Source organism: Allobosea sp. RAF48, from assembly GCF_052114025.1.
GTDB lineage: Bacteria > Pseudomonadota > Alphaproteobacteria > Rhizobiales > Beijerinckiaceae > Allobosea.
This window is the reverse complement of the sequence record NZ_JBFRDZ010000015.1, coordinates 31756-50304: the sequence shown is the minus strand read 5'-3', so window position 1 is coordinate 50304 and position 18549 is coordinate 31756. Positions and strand designations below refer to the sequence as shown.

Below are 18549 nucleotides of genomic sequence, written 5' to 3'. Positions count from 1 at the left end.
AGGAGCGAAGCGACGAAGCAATCCAGGAAGACTGGGTTGGATGTCTCACCCGGTCCTCCTGGATTGCTTCGCTGTGCTCGCAATGACGGTGGAGGTTCGGTGCGACCCCGTCATGAGATTCTCGGGTCTGCGCTACGCTTCGCCCGAGAATGACGGCTGTGCCAGCCTCACACCACCGCAGTCAGGCCACCGTCGACCATCAGCAGATGGCCGTTGACGTAGTCGGATGCCGCCGCGGACAGGAAGATGGCGGCGCCGACGAGCTCCTTCGTCTCCCCCCAGCGCCCGGCCGGCGTGCGGGTGGCAACCCAGTTCGAGAAGGCCTCGTCCGCAATCAGCGCGGCATTGATCTCGGTGGCGAAATAGCCGGGGCCGATGGCGTTGGCCTGGATGTTGTGCTTGCCGAGCTCGGCGGCGAGACCGCGCGTCATCATCTTCACCGCGCCCTTGGAGGCCGTGTAGGGGATGATGGTGGCGCGGCCGAGCTCGCTCATCACCGAGCCGATATTGATGATCTTGCCACGCTTGCGCGGCACCATTCGCTTCGTCACCGCCTGGGTGACGTAGAACACTGAATGCAGGTTGGTGTTCATCACCTCGTGCCAGCCCTCGACCGGGAATTCGGTGATCGGCGCGCGCTTCTGCATGCCAGCATTGTTGATGAGGATGTCGATCGGCCCGATCTCGGCCTCGATCGCGGCGATGCCGGCCTCGACCGCCTTCTGGTCGGTGACGTCGAAGGGAGCGATGGAGGCCTTGCGGCCGGCGGCGGCGAGCGCCTGCCGGGCACGTTCGAGCTTGGCCTTGTCGCGGCCGTTCAGCACGACATGGGCGCCGGCCTCGGACAGGCCCTCTGCGAGCGCCAGACCGATGCCCTGGCCGGAGCCGGTGACCAGTGCGATCTTGCCTTCGAGACTGAACAGCGACAGCGACATGGCGTATCCTCGCAGTGTTCTGGTGTGAGCAAATTCGGTTTGCGCAAAGCCTGCATCCTTGGGTAAGCAGGTTTCAATCGATTAGACAACCACGGAAGGGCGCCTTCGCTTTCTCAGCCCTCATCCTGAGGAACAAGGCGAATGCCTTGCGTCTCGAAGGGTGTTCCAGCGCGCTCCAAACCATCCTTCGAGACGCCGCGTTCCGCGGCTCCTCAGGATGAGGGCAGAGGAAAACAAGCTGTCCGGATCAGGGAGAACCACCATGCGTGCCGTCGTCATTCATGCCGAGAAGGACCTGCGGGTCGAGCCGACGACCGCGCCGGAGCTCGGGCCGCGCGACGTGCGCGTGCGGATCGAGGCCGGCGGCATCTGCGGCTCGGATCTGCACTATTACCTTCATGGCGGTTTCGGCACGATCCGCGTGCGCGAACCGATGATCCTGGGCCATGAGATCGCCGGCCGCGTCGAGGCGATCGGCGGCGAGGTTTCGCGGGTGCAGCCGGGCGACCGGGTCGCGGTCAATCCGAGCCGGGCCTGCGGCCATTGCCGCTACTGCCAGATGGGGCTGCAGCAGCACTGCACGGACATGCTGTTCTACGGTTCGGCGATGCGTTTCCCGCATGTTCAGGGTGGCTTCCGCGACGTGCTCGTCGTCGAGGAGCGGCAGGCGGTCAAAGTCGCGCCGCATGTCGGCGCCGCCGAGGCTGCCTTCGCCGAGCCGCTTTCGGTCTGCCTCCACGCCGCCAAGCGCGCCGGCCCGCTGCTCGGCAAGCGCGTGCTGGTGACGGGGGCCGGGCCGATCGGCGCTCTCACCATCGTGGCGGCGAAGGCGGCGGGCGCTTCAGAGATCGTGGCGACCGATGTGGTCGACGGGCCGCTGCCGGTCGCGCGCAGGATGGGAGCGACCGCGACCGTGAACGTTGCCGCCGAGCCCGAGCGGCTGAAAGCGGAATACGGGGCCGAGAAGGGCGCCTTCGACGTGATGTTCGAGGCCTCCGGCAATCAGCATGCGCTGACCGGCGCCTTCGATGTGGTCCGGCCGGGCGGCATCATCGTGCAGATCGGCGTGGGCGGCCAGTTCACGCTGCCGATGAACGTCGTGGTCGCCAAGGAGTTCGACCTGCGCGGCTCCTTCCGCTTCCATGAGGAGTTCGACTGGGCGGTGGCGATGATCGGCTCCGGTACTATCGATCTCTCGCCGCTGCTGACGGCGACGATCCCGGTCGATCGCGCGGTCGAGGCCTTCGACCTGGCGGCAGACAAGTCGAAGGCGATCAAGGTGCAGCTCGATTTCGCATGAGCCGAAGCGGAGCGTCATTCTCGGGCCGCGTTAGCGGACCCGAGAATCTCGGGAGGGGATAGCGCGGGAGCCTCCTTCGGCATGAGATGCTCGGGTCAAGCCCGAGCATGACGCAGTGTGTTCTACCAGCCTAGCAGCGACGGGTCGGCGAGATGGACGAGCCGCCCGCCGGCGATGGTCGCCACCACGCGCGGTGTGGGGGCCGGCCGGACGATGACGAGATCGGCCCTCAAGCCCGGCGTGATCCGGCCGCGATCGGTGAGCCCGAGCACTGCTGCAGGGTTCTCCGAAACAAGCGTCCAGGCAGTGGCGAAGGAGGCCGCGCCGCTCTCGGCGAGCAGGAAGGGCGCCAGCGCTAGCGCCGGGTAGTAGTAGTCGGAGGCCAGGATGGTGCAGAGCCCCTGGCGCACCATCTCCTCGGCCGCCGGGCAGCCCGTATGCGAGCCGCCGCGTAGCACATTCGGCGCGCCGAAGACGATCGCTTCCCCGGCCGAGGCCGCCTCGCGCGCCGTCGCCTCATTGATCGGAAACTCGGCGATGGCGATGCCGAGCGCACGATGCTGCCGCCGCATCCCAGGGCTCATGTCGTCATGGGACATGGTCGGCACGCCCGCCTTGCGCGCCGCCTCGGCCAGCCATGAGGCGATCTCTTCCTCAGCGTCGAGGTTGAAGGTCTCATGACGCATGTGGAAACGGGTATCGGCGCCGAGCTCCGGCTTGAGGGTGGCGATGCGCTCGACCAGCCGGCGCGCATTCTCCGCACTGCGCAGGCCCGGCTCCCAGGACCAGGTCACGCCATGGAAGGCGGTGGTGATGCCGCTCGCCAGCAAAGCGCGGTCGGCGTCGCGCAGCGCGAGATCGATATCGAAGGCGACGCCCGGGCGCGGCATGATGTGACGCTCGAAGGCATCGCCATGGCAGTCGACGATACCCGGCAGCAGGAGGCAGCCTTCGGCGTGAAGCACGAGATCCGCCGTGTGCGAGGCCTCGCCCAATGAGGCGATCAGACCTCCTTCGAGCGAGACGTCCGTCGCGGCGAGTTCATCGAGGAGCGCCCGCACGCCCGTGATTTTCGTGCTCATCTTCGCTGCCCCGCTGTCGATGCCGAGGCGGGGGGCTTCGATGAGTCATTTGACGAAGGCGTGACGCTGCCGGTTGGCGGAGCCGTCAGAACAAGCCTTCGATCCGCCCCTGCGCATCGATATGGATGCGCTCGGCGGCCGGCTGGCGCGGCAGGCCGGGCATCGTCATGATGTCCCCGCAGATCGCGACGACGAAACCCGCGCCGGCCGAAAGCCTGAGCTCGCGCAGCGGCACGATATGGCCGGAGGGCGCGCCGCGCAGCGCAGGGTCGGCCGAGAAGGAATATTGGGTCTTGGCGACGCAGACCGGCAGGTTGCCGAAGCCGGCTGCCTCCAGCTCCGCGAAGCGGTCGCGCAGCCTGCCGTCGACGCCGACCCCGGCCGCGCCGTAGATCTCACGCGCGATCGTCTCCAGCTTATCGCGCAGCGGCATCTCGTCCGGGTAGAGCGGCGCGAAATCGGCCTCGTCCTCGTCGGTGAGCGCGGCGACCTTGCGGGCGAGCTCCTCGGCGCCGGCGCCGCCCTTGGCCCAGTGCCGGCAGATGACCGCCTCGGCACCGAGATGGTTGCGGCAGTAATGGCGGATCAGATCGTGCTCGGCCGCCGTGTCGGTGGTGAAGTGGTTGATCGCGACGATCGGCGGCACGCCGAATTTGCGGATGTTCTCGACATGGCGCGCGAGGTTGGCCATGCCGGCTTCCAGCGCCTTGAGGTTTTCCTGGCCGAGTTCATCCTTGGCGACGCCGCCATGCATCTTGAGGGCGCGCACGGTGGCGACGACGACGGCCGCGGCGGGCTTGAGCCCGGCCTTGCGGCACTTGATGTCGAAGAACTTCTCGGCGCCGAGATCCGCGCCGAAGCCGGCCTCGGTGACGACATAGTCCGCGAGCTTCAGCGCCGCGCGCGTCGCGATCACCGAATTGCAGCCATGGGCGATGTTGGCGAAGGGGCCGCCATGGACGAAGGCCGGCGTGCCCTCCAGCGTCTGCACCAGGTTCGGCATTAGCGCGTCCTTGAGCAGGACGCTCATCGCGCCGGTCGCCTTGAGGTCGGCCGCGGTGATCAGGCGCTTGTCGCGCGTGCGGCCGACGACGATCCGGCCGAGGCGCTCCTCGATATCGATCGCGTCACGCGCCAGGCAGAAGATCGCCATCACCTCGGAGGCGACGGTGATGTCGAAGCCGTCCTCCCGCGGAAAGCCGTTGCCGGGGCCGCCGAGCGACGAGACCGTCGAGCGCAGCGCCCGGTCGTTCATGTCGAGCACGCGGCGCCAGGCAATGTGACGGGTGTCGAACTCCAGCCCGTTGCCCCAGTAGACATGATTGTCGATCATGGCCGCGAGCAGGTTGTGGGCGCTGGTGATGGCGTGGAAGTCGCCGGTGAAGTGCAGATTGATCTGCTCCATCGGCACGACCTGGGAATAGCCACCGCCGGCCGCGCCGCCCTTGACGCCGAAGCAGGGGCCGAGAGAGGGCTCGCGCAGCGCGATCATCGCGCGCTTGCCGATGCGCGAAAGCCCGTCGCCGAGGCCGACCGTCGTCGTCGTCTTGCCTTCGCCAGCCGGTGTCGGGCTGATCGCGGTGACGAGGATCAGCTTGCCGTCCGGCCGCGTTTCGAAGTCGGGGATCGCCTGCGTGTCGATCTTGGCGATATGCTTGCCGTAGGGGTTGAGCGCCTCCGAGGGAATGCCCACGCGCTCGGCGATGGCGGCAACAGGTTGAAGCGTCGCGGCGCGCGCGATCTCGATATCGGTCGGCATCCGTCCTCTCGGAGACTGTACTTGCTCCGCGCCTCCCCGGGGGCAGAGCCGCGGCGACACTGGCGCGAAACGCCTGTGGCCGCCAGCGCTTTTGCCGCGGAGGCAGCCATGATGCACAGGCGGTGCGGCGCGCTGCGATGAGCGCACCGCACGGGCGGCCTCAGGCTTTGAGATGGGCGTTCTGCGGGAACAGGTACCTGAACGCCTCGGCGTCGAAATCGGCCTTGAAGTCGAACCGGTCCTTGAGAGCGACCGCGCGCCGCGCTGCGGGGCGAGCCGAGATCTCGTCGAGATGGCGCTTCACATGCGGGAACATCTCGGGCCAGGTCTCGCCCACCGCAAAGGAAAGGCGCGTCGCCCAGCCCCAGACCGACATGTCGACCAGCGTGTAGACGTCGCCGAGCACGTAGCGGCGCCGGGCGAGGAGATCGTTGATGATGCCCCAGTGCCGCTCGGCCTCGCGGGAATAGCGGTTGATGGCGTAGGGAATCTTCTCCGGTGCGAAGCGGCTGAAATGCACGGCCTGGCCGCAATAGGGGCCGATGCCGGTGGCGACGAACATCAACCAGGACAGCATCTCGCCGCGCGCCTTCGGCGTGTCCTGCGGCAGGAACTGCCCGGTTTTCTCGGCGAGATAGAGAAGGATCGCGTTCGAGTCGAAAACCGTGACGTCGCCGTCGGTGAGAGCCGGGGTCTTGGCGTTGGGGTTGATGGCGAGGAATTCCGGCTTGAACTGGTCGCCCTTGCGGGTGTCGACCGGCACCATCTCGTAGGGCAGGCCGGCTTCCTCGAGAAAGAGCGCGATCTTCGCCGGATTGGGCGAGGGGTGGTAGTAGAGCTTGATCATGGGGCTCCTCGGCGGCGCTCAGGCCTGTCTCAGTGCGGCGACATAGGAGACGAGATCGGTCAGCGCTGCAATGGTCGCGTCGGCCTGAAATCCGAGTTGTTCAGGCTGCATCCTGAGCGCCTTGAACATCAGGGCCGGGTCGAGCGTTGCTGCCGTTTCCAGCTCGCAGCGCAGCCTGTCCGCTGGCACGCGCTCGATGCGGGCGACGTGGAAACCATGCGACTTGGCGCCGGCGATGTCGAAGCCATTCGAGGAGACGAAGAGGATCTCCTCGCGCGCCAGCCCGAGCCGCTTCTCGACATGGGCATAGCCGCGCGGGTCAGGCTTGTAGACGCCGATCTCGTCGACGCTGATCACGGTTTCCAGCAGTTCGCCGATGCCGGCATGGGCGACGAGCCGCTTCAGCATCGCCGGGCTGCCGTTCGAGAAGATGGCGAGGCGGTGCGAGGCGAGCCCTTCCAGCGCTGCCCGCGCCTCCGGGTAGAGAGCGAGCGCGTCATAGGCCTCGGCAATCTGCCAAACGAGATTCGGCGGCGCCGAGAGGCCGAGCGTCCGCAAGGTGAAGTCGAGCGAGTCGCGCGTGACGGTCCAGAAATCCTCGTAGCGGTCCATCAGGGCGCGCAGCCAGGTGTATTCGAGCTGCTTCAGCCGCCAGATCTGCGTGATCGCCGCGCCGTGCCCCGGAAAAGCCCGGTCGGTGACGCCTGCGACGGACTGCACGTCGAACAGCGTGCCATAGGCATCGAAAACCAGCGCCTTGATCGTCATCGCTGCCTCCCATCGGGGCTTCGCCGCGGTTCCGCCGCTTTCTTAGCACTCGCATAGGCGAGGTGGTGCGTGATATCCGCACAACCATCCTTCACCGATGCCGACAGGTAAGCCGATGCCGCCTCGCCCCGTGATGCTGATGATCCTCGACGGTTGGGGCTGGCGCGACGACAGCAAAGACAACGCCGTGCGGCTGGCGAAGACCCCGAATTTCGATCGTTTCTGGGCGAGTTGCCCGCATGCCTTCCTGCGCACCTCCGGGCTCGATGTCGGCCTGCCCGAAGGCCAGATGGGCAATTCCGAGGTAGGCCATCTCAATCTCGGCGCCGGCCGGGTGGTGATGCAGGACCTGCCGCGGATCAACCAGGCGATCGCCGACGGTTCGATCGAGGCCGCGCTCGCTGCCTCCGGTCTCGTCGCTGAACTCAAGGCGAGCGGTGGTGCCTGCCATCTGCTTGGTCTCGTCTCGCCGGGCGGCGTCCATGCCCATCAGGACCATGCCGTCGCGCTTGCCCATATCCTGACGAAGCAGGGCATCCCGGTTCGGGTCCATGTCTTCACCGACGGACGTGATACGCCGCCGCAATCGGCCGCCGACTACGTCAAGGCCTTTGCCGCCGCACTGCCGCCAGAGGCGGTGATCGCCAGCGTCTCGGGCCGCTACTATGCGATGGACCGCGACAATCGCTGGGAGAGGGTCGAGAAGGCCTGGCGAGCGATGGTGCTGGGAGAGGGCGAGGCCTTCGACACGGCCGATGCGGCGATCGCGGTCGCCTATGCCGGCAAGGTCACCGATGAATTCATCCTGCCGGCGGCGATCGGCGGCTATGCCGGCATGAAGGATGGCGACGGGCTGCTCAGCTTCAACTTCCGCTCGGACCGCATCCGCGAGATCCTGAATGCGGTCCTGGAGCCAGCTTTCGACGGCTTCGCGCGTCCGCGCGTGCCGAAGCTCGTCAAGGCGGTCAGCATGACCTCCTACAGCGCCGAGCTCGACAAGATCATGCCGGCGCTCTTCCCGGCGCAGACACTCGCCAACGGGCTGGGCGAGACGGTCGCCGGGGCGGGCCGGACGCAGGTCCGCATGGCGGAGACGGAGAAGTATCCGCACGTCACCTATTTCTTCAACGGCGGCGAGGAGACACCCTATGCCGGCGAGGAGCGGGTGATGGTGCCGTCGCCCAAGGTCGCGACCTATGATCTGCAGCCCGAAATGTCGGCTCCGGAGCTGACCGCCAAGGCAGTCGAGGCGATCGAGACCGGCCGCTACGATCTCGTCGTGCTCAACTTCGCCAATCCCGACATGGTCGGCCATACCGGCGTGCTGGCGGCGGCGATCAAGGCGGTCGAGACGGTCGATGCAGGCTTGGGTGCGATCGCCGAAGCGGTGCAGCGGCAGGGCGGGGCGCTGCTCGTCACGGCCGATCACGGCAATGCCGAGCTGATGGTCGATCCGCAGACCGGCAAGCCGCATACCGCGCACACGACGAACCCGGTGCCGGTGATGCTGATCGGCGGACAGGCCAAGGCGCTGGCGGATGGGCGCCTTGCCGACATCTCGCCGACCTTGCTCGCGTTGATGGAGCTGGAGCAGCCGGCGGAGATGACCGGGCGGTCGCTGCTGCGCTGAGGCGGGGCGACCGGCAAAAGCAAAACGGCGCGGAGATGATCCGCGCCGTTTCGTTTTTTGGTCGTTGGGTCAGTCTCAGTACTTGCGCACCACCGGCGGCGGCGCATAGGCGACCGGCTCCGGAGTGCCGCAGCAGTTCGGGTCTCCGAAGTTCCAGCGCATGCCGATGCGGAAGTCGTGGCTGTCGAGGTCCTTGGCCTTGAGCGGGCCATAGCTCTCGGGGAGGAAGGCGTTCTGGATGCGGCCCGACTGGCCGTCGCCGAGGTTGAGGTAGCGATAGCCGAGTTCGAGGGTGAGGTTCTTGTTCACCTCGTAGCCGAGGCCGGCCATGAGCGCCCAGGCGACGTTGGTCTTGGTGCCGTTGTTCGCATAGCCCAGCGTCGGGAAGCCGGCGACCGAGCCCTGGTCGGTCAGGCCGCTGATGCGGTTCTGCGTAAAGCCGATGCCGGCGCCGATATACGGCGTCAGGCAGTTCCAGGTGCCGAGGTCGATGTAGCCGTTGAACAGCGTGACCAGCGAGGACAGGTTGCCCTTGTAGGTGTTGGTCTGGTTGTCGTTGATGAAGGGGTTGAAGACGATGTCGTTCACCCCGATCGAGGTGGAGCCGCGATACTCGCCGGTGACGTCGAAGCGGAGCCAGTTGTTGAAGCGATAGCCGATGCCGAGGCCGGCGAAGAAGGCCGAGTTGTCGGTCTTGCCGAAGAATCTGCCACCGAACTGGGCGACATCTTCCTGGAAGTATTTCCCGACGCTCTGGACACCGACGCCGATATCGCCGCGCAGGTAGAAGCCGCCGGAGATCGTGCCCTTGAGGCCGAGGGGCTCAGGCGGGGGAGGCGGCGGTGCGTAGGCCAGATCGGCTGCGTGCGCCGCGACGGAGGCACCGAGGGCCAGGGCGCCCGCCAGCGCGAGAGTTTTCAGGCTGCCCATGGCAGTGTCCTTCGCGTTTGCGCGGCGCAAGAACGCAGCCCGCGCGAGTTACCAACGGGAAGAACCTGTCAGACATTTCTTAAATGACCCTTAACCCTAACGGCTAACCTTACTTTTGCCTGAACAGCGCCCGAATGCTTAACGAAATCTTTCTGATTTCGGCGTGGCCGAGATCCGAGGCGAGGGCGATGGCAGGGAGACTGCCTGGTCACTGGCAGGGCAGAGTCGCATTCAGCTTGCTGCGGATGATCGGCAGCGACAGGCTCCTGAAGAAGCTGTGAAAGCGCTGGGGCGCCCGAAAAGCGAGGCGGTTGCCATCCTGCCAGACGGGGACAACCGTGCCGTTGAGGCGCGCGGTCATCGCTGCAAGCCGCATCCTGTCGATCGCGGCCTCCTGCGCCACGCGGGTCTGCGCGCCGAAGGAACTTTCGACCGGAACGATCACAAAAAAATTCCCGCGCTCATTCAGGTGAGCGATCTGCACATCCATCATTGATAGGCCGCACCCGTGGCCCCCCGAGGATACTTGGCCTTAAATGACGTTAACCGGCATCCTTCATTTGGATGAATTGCGCGCATGGCCGGTTCGACCGGGAGGACGTTCTCCGTCCCGTGCCTTTCCCGATCGGGGCTGAGAGCGGCCAGCTCAGCCCCTTGCCGCGACCGCATCTGCGGCGGTTGGGCCTGAGCCGACAGCCGCCTTCCGGTTGGCAGTCTGGCGGCCCTTTGCCGCCATATCCTCGAATTCGCGGCGGACCTCTTCGATCCGATGCTCTAGGCGAACAGCCGCTCGGCGTGCCAGGCGATATGCTGCGCCATGAAGGTCGAGACGAAATTGTAGGAGTGGTCGTAGCCGTCCCGCATCGTCAGCTGCAGCGGGATGCCGGCCGTGGCGCAGGCGATTTCGAGCAATTGCGGGCGCAGGCCCTCGTCGAGGAAGCCGTCGGCGGTGCCCTGGTCCACGAGGAGATCCGGGATGCGATGCCCGTCCGCGATCAGCAGGGTTGAATCATAGGCGCGCCAGGTCGTTTCGTCGGGGCCGAGATATTTCTCGAATGCAGGCCGGGACCAGCCCGCGGTCGAGGGCTGGGTGATCGGCGCGAAAGCCGAGACCGAGGCGTAGCGCCCGGGATTCTTGAGCGCGAGCGTGATCGCCCCATGCCCACCCATGGAGTGGCCGAAGATGCCCTGCCGGCTCATGTCGAGCGGAAAGTTCTTGGTGACCAGCGCGGGCAGCTCGTCGCGGATGTAGCTCTCCATCCGGTAGTTGCGGGCGTAGGGCTCCTGGGTGGCATCGAGATAGAAGCCGGCGCCCGAGCCGAACTGCCAGTTGTCGGGCTCATCCGGCACGGCTTCGCCGCGCGGGCTGGTGTCCGGGCAGATGATGGCGATGCCGTTGGCGGCAGCCGCGGCGCGGTACTCACCCTTGTCCATGGCGTTCTGATGGGTGCAGGTCAGGCCCGAAAGGTACCACAGCACCGGAACCGGCCCATCCTCGATCTGATGCGGCAGATAGACCGCGAAGGTCATCGGGCAGGCGCAGGCCGCGCTCTCGTGACGGTAGACACGCTGGGAGCCGCCGAAGGCCTTCGAGGAGGAGAGGAGTTCCATGATGAGTTCCTTTCGGTCGAGCGCCTGCGACAATGCAGCTTAACCTGCGCCGTCATCCCGGGCGCAGCGAAGCGGAGATCAGGGATCCATCGTGAGGAACTTTGCTCTACGATGGAGCCCGGATCGACGCGGCTTCACCGCTTGTCCGGGATGACGATGGCTCCGTGCCCTATCGATAAGGCCAGAAAGCGGCGTGCCTCAGTAGACCACGACGCTGCGGATAGACTTGCCCTCATGCATCAGGTCGAAGCCGTGATTGATCTCCTCCAGCGTGAGCTTGTGAGTGATCAGGTCGTCGATGTTGATCTTTCCTTCCATATACCAGTCGACGATCTTCGGCACGTCGGTGCGCCCGCGCGCGCCGCCGAAGGCGGTGCCCTTCCAGACGCGGCCGGTGACGAGCTGGAACGGGCGGGTGGCGATCTCCTTGCCGGCCTCGGCGACGCCGATGATGATCGACTCGCCCCAGCCGCGATGGCAGCATTCCAGCGCCTGGCGCATCACATTGGTGTTGCCGGTGGCGTCGAAGGAGAAATCGGCGCCGCCGCCGGTCAGGTCGACGATCGCCTGCACGACCTTGTCGTTGCCGACCTCGGCCGGGTTGATGAAGTCGGTCATGCCGAACTTGCGCGCCATCTCCTGCTTGGCCGGATTGATGTCGACGCCGATGATCTTGTCGGCGCCGACCATGCGCGCGCCCTGGATGACGTTGAGGCCGATGCCGCCGAGGCCGAAGACCACGACATTGGCGCCCGGCCAGACCTTGGCGGTGTAGATCACGGCGCCGATGCCGGTGGTGACGCCGCAGCCGATGTAGCAGATCTTGTCGAAGGGTGCGTCCTCGCGGACCTTGGCGAGCGCGATCTCGGGCAGGACCGTGAAATTCGCGAAGGTCGAGCAGCCCATGTAGTGGAAGACCTCGCCGCCGTCGCAGGAGAAGCGCGAGGTGCCGTCCGGCATCACACCCTGGCCCTGGGTCGCGCGGATCGAGGTGCAGAGATTGGTCCGGCGCGACAGGCAGGACTTACAGCTGCGGCATTCCGGCGTGTAGAGCGGGATGACATGGTCGCCGGGCTTCAGCGTCGTCACTCCGGCGCCGACCTCCCGCACGATGCCCGCGCCCTCATGGCCGAGGATCGCCGGGAACTTGCCCTCGGAATCGAGACCCGAGAGCGTGTAGGCGTCGGTGTGGCAGATACCGGTCGCCATGACCTCGACGAGGACCTCGCCGGCCTTGGGGCCACCGATCTCGATGGTTTCGATGGTAAGCGGCTTGCCGGCTTCCCAGGCGACGGCGGCGCGGGTTTTCATGGGGTGTTTCCTTCCTTGCGAACGGTCATTTCAGATAGGGGCGGATGACCCGCATGATCGCGGCGACCTCGTCGGCGTCATCGGGGGATGTCTTTGCCGGGCCGGCGGTGCCGTGCATGGTTTCGCGCAGGTGGCTCTCCAGCACCTCCGCCATCAGCCCGGTCGCGGCGCCGCGCAGCGCGGCGAGCTGCTGGAGCAGGGCGCCGCATTCCTCGCCGCGTTCCACGGCGGCGATCAGGGCGTCGGCCTGCCCCCTGATCCGGCGCAGCCGCGTGACGGCGCGCTTCTTCTCTTCCGGCGTATGAGGCATGGCGACATGTCGAGCTTCGATCTGCCAGTTACGCTATGGTACTCGGGGGGAGTATGTCAACGCGGGCGACTTGCCGACATGAAAAAGGGCGGCAGCGTTGCCGCTGCCGCCCTTGCGCAGGCGCGATGTTCAGAAGGCTCAGAAGCTGTAGCCGAGCTTCACCTTGACGAGATGCTGGCCGAAATTGGTCAGGTCGAGATTGCCGGGCTCGCCCTTGGCCTTGCCGGCGACCTGGATGTTGTAGGCGGCCGAGAGTGCGAGCTGCTTCGTCGCCTGCCAGAAGATGCCGGGGCCGGCGAAGGTGGCGTAGCCCGCCTCATTACCGAAGCCGAGCTCGTTATGGGCGCGCATGTGGCGGACTTCGCCGCTGAGATAGAGTCCGTCCGAGACCTGCCAGGAGAGCGAACCAGCGACCGTGAGGGTCGAGGAGCGCTGATAGGGCGAGGGGCCGGTCCAGGTCAGATCCTGCGAGAGGTTGAGCGCCGCATAGAGCGTTCCGGGGATCAGCGTCTTGTCGGCGAAGAGGCGGATGCCGGTGTTGTAGGTGGTGAAGCGGCCGGCGCCGTCCGGATCGGCGCGGTTGAAGCTGGGGTCGATCACGAGGGTCAAGCCGAGCCCGTGCATGTCGCGGCCGAGCAGCTTGTACTTCATCTCGACGCCGGCGCCGATGGCGCGCGCGTCGGCGCCGATGCCGTTGGCCGAAGCATTGGTGAAGGAGCCCAGCACATAGGGGCCGATCTCGAAGCAGGGGAAGAGCCCGTAGGATCCCTGCAGGGTGAGGCCGTGGCCGTTCGAGGAGCCGACGCGCGTGCCGAACGCGCCGTTATAGGTGAGGCTGGGGCCGAAGGCGCCCTTCTCCGCGACATCCGAGCCGGTGGTGAAGCCGAATGCGTCAGTCGGAATGCCTTCGCTCTCGGTACAGGCCGAGACGACTGGCGCCGGTGCGGGAGCGGTCTTGCGGGACGGCAGATCAGCGGCAAAGGCAGAGGCTGACGCAGCAGTAGCGATCAGGGCGAGAGCGAGGGCTTTCGAAGGCATAGCGGGCTCCGGGGAGGTCACGGATCAATACGCTATTGCAAATCGTTTGCAATATCTAATTCATCCTTGAATGAACCATGCCGTGGGTCCGGACCCGGCGCGATAAAAGAGCCATAGGCGTTTCCGCAATCCGGCCCGATGTTGTTGCGCTGCAACAGTCAGCGCTTTGGCAGGCGCGAGAGCCGTTCCAGGGCGCGTGGCGCGATCTCGGCCAAGGCCGCGACGGGCTTCCAGGCGGCGGCGTGAACCTCCTCGACCTGCGCGACGAGCGGCCGGGTGGGGTCGGCGAGGAAGAGATATTGCAGGTCGTGATGGATATGGTCGGGCTCGCCGCGCGCGGGCTTGCCCGGCACGTCGTGGCTGTCGATGGTGAAGGGCACGTCGCCGCCCGCGTGCCAGGGATGCAGCGTCAGGCCCTGGACGCCGGTCTCCTCCTCGGCTTCGCGCGCAGCCGACAGATGGAAATGCTCGGCCTCCTCCCAATGACCGCCGGGCTGGAGCCAGCGGCCGATCACGACATGGTCGATCAGCAGGACCTGCGCATGGTCGGGGGAGAGCACGAAGGCGCTGGTGGTGAGATGGCCGGGAAAGGTGTCGCGGCGGTCGAGGGTGTGACCCTCCGCCATCTGCCAGCGCAGCAGCGAGAGATGCTCGCGCGGGCCGGCGACCTCGGCACGGTAGCGCGCGACGGCGCGGGCAAGGCGGGAGTGAAAATCCATGGCGATCAACGGGTCTGGCCAGGCAGAGGCAGGCGGTAGGATTCGAAATGGCCGTTCTTGCGGCCGTCATAGCCGATCAGCACGGTGAGCGCGCCGCGGCTTTCCGCCAGGATCGTCAGGGATTCCGCCTTGCCTTCGCCACGGGCCGGCAGCTCGCCGAGGGGTGCGGCTGCCTCCGGCCGGGACGTATCGACCAGCATCAGGGAATAGGGCAGCGATTGGTCCTGCGCCGGGCCGAGCAGCGCGAGCAGCCGTCCATCGGGCAGGGGGGCCAGGTCGCGGATGCCGCGATCGCGCCCGGCAGGCAGTGCCACCACAGTCGGAGCGGTTGTCGCGGCAGCATGCCCCGGTGCGAAGAGCGCTGCGAGCGAAGCGCCGACGAGGAAGCTGCGATTGCCGAGCGAAGGCGCGCGCAGGCCGGCCCAGAGCGTATCGCCGATGACGGCGATGCCTTCGACATTGAGCCCGTTGTCGTCCATCAGGCTGCGGCCGAAGAAAGCGCCCGCCTCGCTAGCCTGGCGCAGCATGTCGCTCAAGCGATAGGTCAGCTCGACGCGTCCGGTCGGGGCGCCTTCGGCGTCGACCTTGATCCGCGCCAGATGGAAGGCGGAGAGGCGGAACTCGCCCTTGTTACGCGAGCAGCCATGGGAACCGGCCAGATAGAAAGCGCCATCCGCATAGGCGACGGCCTCGCCATCGAGTTCGGCGAAGCGGCCGGGCGCCCGGCAGATGCCCTGCGGCGGCTGGCCGAGCGTGTCGGGCGAGGCGTCCGTGCCGACGACCGGCAGGGTCGCGCCGGGCGTGATGCGGTTCTCGGCGATCCGGGCGAACTGGGCGAAGGAGCCCTCGTCATTGATCAGCAGGCAGCGCTGGGCTCCGTTCGCGACCGGCATGCAGGCGAGGCCGCTGACATCGTGCGCCACCCTGCCCGGCCTTTTGCCCGAGAAGTCCCCCAGCGTCCTGAACCGCTGTTCGGGTGCGAGCGTCGCGGCATGGGCGAAGGAAGCGCCGAGGAGGGCGGCGGCGAGGAGGGAGAGTAGGCGGGGGCGCATGCGGCGAATCCAGGAGAGACGGGCGGATTGAGCGCGAGCGGCCCGCGGAAGTCAAAAGCGGCGTCGCAGTTTTTATGCATCGTTGATGTTGTCGCGCTTCGCTACGTCTCGAATGCCTATGGCGGCAAAAATACCTTGTCCGTGCGGTCTGGAAGACCGTTCGGGAAACAGGATGATGTTCAGTATCCCTCGCAAATCCTTCGGCGGTCCGCTCCAGTTTCTGGTCGGGCGAGACATCGAAGGGCACTGGCTGGCCGTCGAGACCCATGGTCGCGGCGGCGGCATCTTCGCCGACCGCGGCACCGCGCTGCGCTATGCCGTCTTCGAGACCGGCCACCGGCCGCGCGCGGTCCGCATGACGGCGAAGACGCTGAGGCTGCTCTGAGGCGCGCCATGAACCACTGGCTACACGGCATGTTCACCGCGCTGGTCACGCCCTTCGATGAGGACGCGATCGACTACGGCGCTCTGGAACGCCTCATTCACTGGCAGATCGCGCAGGGCGCCGACGGTATCGTGATCGGCACCGCCACGGGCGAAAGCCCGACCCTGAACGAGGCGGAGCGCAGGGAACTCTGTGCTGCCGCCCGCCTCATCGCCGGCAGGCATTTCCCGGTGATCGCGGCCGTCGGCAGCTATGCCACGGCCGAGACGATCGCCGAGATCGCCGCTGCCGAGAAGGCCGGCGCCTCGGCCCTGCTGCTGCGCATGCCCTATTACAACCGGCCGACGCAGGCGGGCCTCGCGGCCCATGCGCTCGCGGCGGCGCAGGCGACGGGTCTCGAGATCATTCTCGACAACGATCCGGACCGCTGCGGCGTCGAGGTCGCGCCGGAGACGCTGGAGCGCCTGGAAGGCGCCGCGAATATCGTCGGCATCCTGGAGCGGCACGGCGATCTCGTTCGCTGTGACCGGATCGCCCGGCTGCGCGACCGCCGGTTCATGCGGCTGACCGGCGCGGCCGAGACGATCCCCGCCTATCTGCTCGCGGGCGGCTGCGGAGCCGTCACCAGCGTCGGCAATCTCGCGCCGCATTGGCTGGCGCGGCTGGAGAGCGCCGCGCGCTCCGAACTCTACGGGCAGGCGCAGATCCTGCAGCGGCGTCTCGTCCCGCTGCTCGACCTGCTGGCCCGGGAGCCCGATCCGGTGCTCGTCAAGCTCGCCCTGTCGATGCTTCACCCGGAGATCGGCGCTGCCTGTCGCGCGCCGCTCACGCCGGCGCGGCCGGAGCTCACAGCCCTCATGCGCGACGCGATCGAGGATCTGCCGCGCCCGCTCGCCGGCACGGCGATGGCGGCGACGCGGAGCGGTGCGGCGGGGGCGCCCTGCCGCGCCTGAACCCGGCGTGGGCGCCGAAGCGCCTGCAATGATCGGATGGAGACTTCAATGACCACGATCGGCACCTATCGCCGTCGCCGGGAGGCGATCTACCAGCATGTCCGCGGTTCATCGAGCGGCAGCTGGAAGGCCGACCTGCTGCATCTCTTCGGGTCGGTCGCCCTGCTCGCCGTCGTCATTGGCGGGCGGGTCTGGTGGCACCTGCACTGACCGCGCAAACGAAAGGGCGCCGCTTCGCAGCGGCGCCCTGGATCGACTGACCGGACCCGGATTCAGCCCAGCTTGGCGTAGGCCGGGACGGTGAGAAAGTCCTCGAAGTTCGGCGCGAGCGACAGTGTCTCGAACAGCGCGATCGCTTCCGGGAACCGGCCCTTGGCATAGACGTCTGCCCCCAGCTCGCCCTTCACCCGCTCCATTTCCTCGGGCAGGCAGCGCTTGAACAGCGCCGCATCTGCCTTCACGCCGCCTTCGAGCTCGACGCCATACTGGACGAATTGCCAGATCTGGGCGCGGCTGATCTCGGCGGTCGCGGCGTCTTCCATCATGTTGTAGATCGGCACCGCGCCGCGGCCGCGCAGCCATGCCTCGATATACTGCACGCCGACGCGGATGTTCTCGCGGAAGCCTTCCTCGGTGCGCGTGCCCTGATGGACTTCCAGCAGGTCCCTGGTGCCGATGTTCACGTCGTCGCGCTTCTTGCCGAGCTGGTTCGCCTGGGGCATCAGCCGGTCGAAGACCTCCATCGCCACGGGAACGAGGTCGGGGTGGGCGACCCAGGTGCCGTCATGGCCGTCGCCAGCCTCGCGCTCCTTGTCCGCCTTGACCTTGGCGAAGGCTGCGGCGTTCGCTTCGGGATTGTTCTTGACCGGAATCTGCGCGGCCATGCCGCCCATCGCGAAGGCGCCTCGCCTGTGGCAGGTCTTGATCAGCAGCAGCGAATAGGCGCGCAGGAAGGCCTTGGACATCACGACTTGCGAGCGGTCCGGCAGGACATAGGCCTTGTTGCGGGCGAGCTTCTTGATGAAGGAGAAGATGTAGTCCCAGCGGCCGCAGTTGAGGCCCGCGATGTGCTCGCGCAGCTCGTAGAGGATCTCGTCCATCTCGAAGGCGGCCGGCAGGGTCTCGATCAGGACGGTCACCTTGATCGTGCCGTTCTTCAGGCCGAGCGCCGATTGCGCCGCGACGAAGACGTCGTTCCAGAGTCGGGCCTCGAGGTGGCTCTCGAGCTTTGGCAGGTAGAAATAGGGGCCCGAACCGGCCGCCAGCGCCGCCTTGGCATTGTGGAAGACATAGAGCCCGAAATCGACCAGCGAGCCGGAGGCTTCCTCGCCGTCGATCTCGATGTGGCGCTCCGGCAGATGCCAGCCGCGCGGGCGGATGATCAGCACGGCCGGCTTGGCGCCGAGCTTGTAGTCCTTGCCGCTCGTGGGATCGGTGAAGTCGATCTTGCCCGCCCAGCGATCCCTGAGGTTGATCTGGCCCTCGACCATATTGGTCCAGACCGGGGAGGAAGCGTCCTCGAAATCGGCCATGAAGACCTTCGCGCCGGAGTTCAGCGCGTTGATGATCATTTTGCGGTCGACCGGGCCGGTGATCTCGACGCGGCGATCCTGCAGATCGGCCGGGATCGGCGCGACGTTCCAGTCGCCTTCGCGGATGTGCCTGGTCTCGGCCAGGAAATCCGGCGTTTCGCCGGCGTCGAAGCGCTTCTGGCGCTCGGCCCGGAGGGCGAGCAGGCGCTTGCGCGTCTCGTTGAAGCGGCGATGCAGCTCAGCGACGAAGGCGAGCGCTTCCGTGGTGAGGATCTCGTCGAAGCGCGGCTGCACGGCGCCCTTGATGACGACGCCCGGCGGAAGGGAGAGAGTGGGGGTGTCCGACATGGCTGCTCCTTTGGTGATCTGAACGCACTGTTCCGCGAA

General features: G+C 66.8%; 19 protein-coding genes. 5 read left to right on the top strand and 14 right to left on the bottom strand.

The genetic code is table 11. The features are described from left to right. Positions 1-167: 167 nt before the first annotated feature. On the bottom strand, positions 168-935 hold the full coding sequence (locus AB4Z10_RS23830; RefSeq protein WP_441472888.1) for an SDR family NAD(P)-dependent oxidoreductase: 768 nt from the start codon (positions 933-935) through the stop codon (positions 168-170). Positions 936-1197: 262 nt separating this feature from the next. Between AB4Z10_RS23830 and AB4Z10_RS23825 the strand changes: the two genes are divergently transcribed. Next, a complete protein-coding gene (locus AB4Z10_RS23825; protein ID WP_441472887.1) occupies positions 1198-2235 on the top strand; it encodes an L-idonate 5-dehydrogenase in 1038 nt (345 codons plus the stop codon). A 122-nt stretch (positions 2236-2357) separates the two neighbouring features. On the opposite strand, the gene AB4Z10_RS23820 is transcribed toward AB4Z10_RS23825, so the two are convergent. From AB4Z10_RS23820 to AB4Z10_RS23805, 4 genes are all read right to left on the bottom strand, one after another. Next, positions 2358-3317: an alpha-D-ribose 1-methylphosphonate 5-triphosphate diphosphatase gene (locus tag AB4Z10_RS23820; RefSeq protein ID WP_441472886.1), complete on the bottom strand. Its 960-nt coding sequence runs from the start codon at positions 3315-3317 to the stop codon at positions 2358-2360. 85 nt (positions 3318-3402) lie between these two features. Then, entirely contained in the window at positions 3403-5076 is a 1674-nt protein-coding gene (locus AB4Z10_RS23815) for a formate--tetrahydrofolate ligase (protein ID WP_441472885.1), read from the bottom strand. A 160-nt stretch (positions 5077-5236) separates the two neighbouring features. Continuing rightward, a complete protein-coding gene (locus tag AB4Z10_RS23810) occupies positions 5237-5923 on the bottom strand; it encodes a glutathione S-transferase family protein (protein WP_441472884.1) in 687 nt (228 codons plus the stop codon). 18 nt (positions 5924-5941) lie between these two features. Further along, positions 5942-6691: a haloacid dehalogenase type II gene (locus AB4Z10_RS23805; protein ID WP_441472883.1), complete on the bottom strand. Its 750-nt coding sequence runs from the start codon at positions 6689-6691 to the stop codon at positions 5942-5944. A 115-nt stretch (positions 6692-6806) separates the two neighbouring features. On the opposite strand from AB4Z10_RS23805, the gene gpmI reads away from it, so the two are divergent. After that, on the top strand, positions 6807-8321 hold the full coding sequence (gpmI, locus tag AB4Z10_RS23800; protein ID WP_441472882.1) for a 2,3-bisphosphoglycerate-independent phosphoglycerate mutase: 1515 nt from the start codon (positions 6807-6809) through the stop codon (positions 8319-8321). A 75-nt stretch (positions 8322-8396) separates the two neighbouring features. On the opposite strand, the gene AB4Z10_RS23795 is transcribed toward gpmI, so the two are convergent. The 8 genes from AB4Z10_RS23795 to AB4Z10_RS23760 all read right to left on the bottom strand — a co-directional run bounded on the left by AB4Z10_RS23795 (position 8397) and on the right by AB4Z10_RS23760 (position 15292). Then, a complete protein-coding gene (locus AB4Z10_RS23795; protein WP_441472881.1) occupies positions 8397-9251 on the bottom strand; it encodes an outer membrane protein in 855 nt (284 codons plus the stop codon). A 208-nt stretch (positions 9252-9459) separates the two neighbouring features. Next, a complete protein-coding gene (locus tag AB4Z10_RS23790) occupies positions 9460-9696 on the bottom strand; it encodes a hypothetical protein (RefSeq protein ID WP_441472880.1) in 237 nt (78 codons plus the stop codon). Between the two features lie 329 nt (positions 9697-10025). After that, positions 10026-10862: an S-formylglutathione hydrolase gene (gene fghA / locus AB4Z10_RS23785; protein WP_441472879.1), complete on the bottom strand. Its 837-nt coding sequence runs from the start codon at positions 10860-10862 to the stop codon at positions 10026-10028. Between the two features lie 198 nt (positions 10863-11060). Continuing rightward, complete coding sequence (locus AB4Z10_RS23780) at positions 11061-12173, bottom strand: S-(hydroxymethyl)glutathione dehydrogenase/class III alcohol dehydrogenase (RefSeq protein WP_441472878.1); 1113 nt, start codon at positions 12171-12173, stop codon at positions 11061-11063. A gap of 25 nt (positions 12174-12198) precedes the next feature. Next, on the bottom strand, positions 12199-12483 hold the full coding sequence (locus AB4Z10_RS23775; RefSeq protein WP_441472877.1) for a metal-sensing transcriptional repressor: 285 nt from the start codon (positions 12481-12483) through the stop codon (positions 12199-12201). Positions 12484-12621: 138 nt separating this feature from the next. Next, a complete protein-coding gene (locus AB4Z10_RS23770) occupies positions 12622-13521 on the bottom strand; it encodes a hypothetical protein (protein ID WP_441472876.1) in 900 nt (299 codons plus the stop codon). 158 nt (positions 13522-13679) lie between these two features. After that, positions 13680-14240, bottom strand: a complete 561-nt coding sequence (locus AB4Z10_RS23765) for an NUDIX hydrolase (protein WP_441472875.1) — start codon at positions 14238-14240, stop codon at positions 13680-13682. Between the two features lie 5 nt (positions 14241-14245). Continuing rightward, positions 14246-15292 (bottom strand): DUF3616 domain-containing protein, encoded by a 1047-nt coding sequence (locus tag AB4Z10_RS23760; protein ID WP_441472874.1) that lies wholly within the window; start codon positions 15290-15292, stop codon positions 14246-14248. Positions 15293-15467: 175 nt separating this feature from the next. On the opposite strand from AB4Z10_RS23760, the gene AB4Z10_RS23755 reads away from it, so the two are divergent. Genes AB4Z10_RS23755 through AB4Z10_RS23745 form a run of 3 tightly spaced genes read left to right on the top strand, consistent with a single transcriptional unit; the run spans position 15468 to position 16840 of the window. After that, positions 15468-15677: a hypothetical protein gene (locus tag AB4Z10_RS23755; protein ID WP_441472873.1), complete on the top strand. Its 210-nt coding sequence runs from the start codon at positions 15468-15470 to the stop codon at positions 15675-15677. 8 nt (positions 15678-15685) lie between these two features. Then, a complete protein-coding gene (locus AB4Z10_RS23750) occupies positions 15686-16630 on the top strand; it encodes a dihydrodipicolinate synthase family protein (protein ID WP_441472872.1) in 945 nt (314 codons plus the stop codon). A 48-nt stretch (positions 16631-16678) separates the two neighbouring features. Next, positions 16679-16840, top strand: coding sequence for a hypothetical protein (locus AB4Z10_RS23745; protein ID WP_441472871.1), 162 nt, complete (start codon positions 16679-16681; stop codon positions 16838-16840). A gap of 62 nt (positions 16841-16902) precedes the next feature. Here AB4Z10_RS23745 and aceB read toward each other — a convergent pair whose 3' ends face one another. Further along, a complete protein-coding gene (gene aceB / locus AB4Z10_RS23740; RefSeq protein ID WP_441472870.1) occupies positions 16903-18510 on the bottom strand; it encodes a malate synthase A in 1608 nt (535 codons plus the stop codon). Between the last annotated feature and the right edge of the window lie 39 nt (positions 18511-18549).

Excerpts from the sequence above, each read along its gene's own strand:
- AB4Z10_RS23745 (WP_441472871.1), top strand. The coding sequence starts at position 16,679 with ATGACCACGATCGGCACCTATCGCCGTCGCCGGGAGGCGATCTACCAG.
- AB4Z10_RS23780 (WP_441472878.1), bottom strand. The coding sequence starts at position 12,173 with ATGAAAACCCGCGCCGCCGTCGCCTGGGAAGCCGGCAAGCCGCTTACC.
- AB4Z10_RS23825 (WP_441472887.1), top strand. The coding sequence starts at position 1,198 with ATGCGTGCCGTCGTCATTCATGCCGAGAAGGACCTGCGGGTCGAGCCG.
- gpmI (WP_441472882.1), top strand. The coding sequence starts at position 6,807 with ATGCCGCCTCGCCCCGTGATGCTGATGATCCTCGACGGTTGGGGCTGG.
- AB4Z10_RS23820 (WP_441472886.1), bottom strand. The coding sequence starts at position 3,317 with ATGAGCACGAAAATCACGGGCGTGCGGGCGCTCCTCGATGAACTCGCC.
- AB4Z10_RS23750 (WP_441472872.1), top strand. The coding sequence starts at position 15,686 with ATGAACCACTGGCTACACGGCATGTTCACCGCGCTGGTCACGCCCTTC.
- aceB (WP_441472870.1), bottom strand. The coding sequence starts at position 18,510 with ATGTCGGACACCCCCACTCTCTCCCTTCCGCCGGGCGTCGTCATCAAG.
- fghA (WP_441472879.1), bottom strand. The coding sequence starts at position 10,862 with ATGGAACTCCTCTCCTCCTCGAAGGCCTTCGGCGGCTCCCAGCGTGTC.
- AB4Z10_RS23810 (WP_441472884.1), bottom strand. The coding sequence starts at position 5,923 with ATGATCAAGCTCTACTACCACCCCTCGCCCAATCCGGCGAAGATCGCG.
- AB4Z10_RS23760 (WP_441472874.1), bottom strand. The coding sequence starts at position 15,292 with ATGCGCCCCCGCCTACTCTCCCTCCTCGCCGCCGCCCTCCTCGGCGCT.
- AB4Z10_RS23765 (WP_441472875.1), bottom strand. The coding sequence starts at position 14,240 with ATGGATTTTCACTCCCGCCTTGCCCGCGCCGTCGCGCGCTACCGTGCC.
- AB4Z10_RS23775 (WP_441472877.1), bottom strand. The coding sequence starts at position 12,483 with ATGCCTCATACGCCGGAAGAGAAGAAGCGCGCCGTCACGCGGCTGCGC.
- AB4Z10_RS23795 (WP_441472881.1), bottom strand. The coding sequence starts at position 9,251 with ATGGGCAGCCTGAAAACTCTCGCGCTGGCGGGCGCCCTGGCCCTCGGT.
- AB4Z10_RS23815 (WP_441472885.1), bottom strand. The coding sequence starts at position 5,076 with ATGCCGACCGATATCGAGATCGCGCGCGCCGCGACGCTTCAACCTGTT.
- AB4Z10_RS23830 (WP_441472888.1), bottom strand. The coding sequence starts at position 935 with ATGTCGCTGTCGCTGTTCAGTCTCGAAGGCAAGATCGCACTGGTCACC.
- AB4Z10_RS23770 (WP_441472876.1), bottom strand. The coding sequence starts at position 13,521 with ATGCCTTCGAAAGCCCTCGCTCTCGCCCTGATCGCTACTGCTGCGTCA.
- AB4Z10_RS23805 (WP_441472883.1), bottom strand. The coding sequence starts at position 6,691 with ATGACGATCAAGGCGCTGGTTTTCGATGCCTATGGCACGCTGTTCGAC.
- AB4Z10_RS23755 (WP_441472873.1), top strand. The coding sequence starts at position 15,468 with ATGTTCAGTATCCCTCGCAAATCCTTCGGCGGTCCGCTCCAGTTTCTG.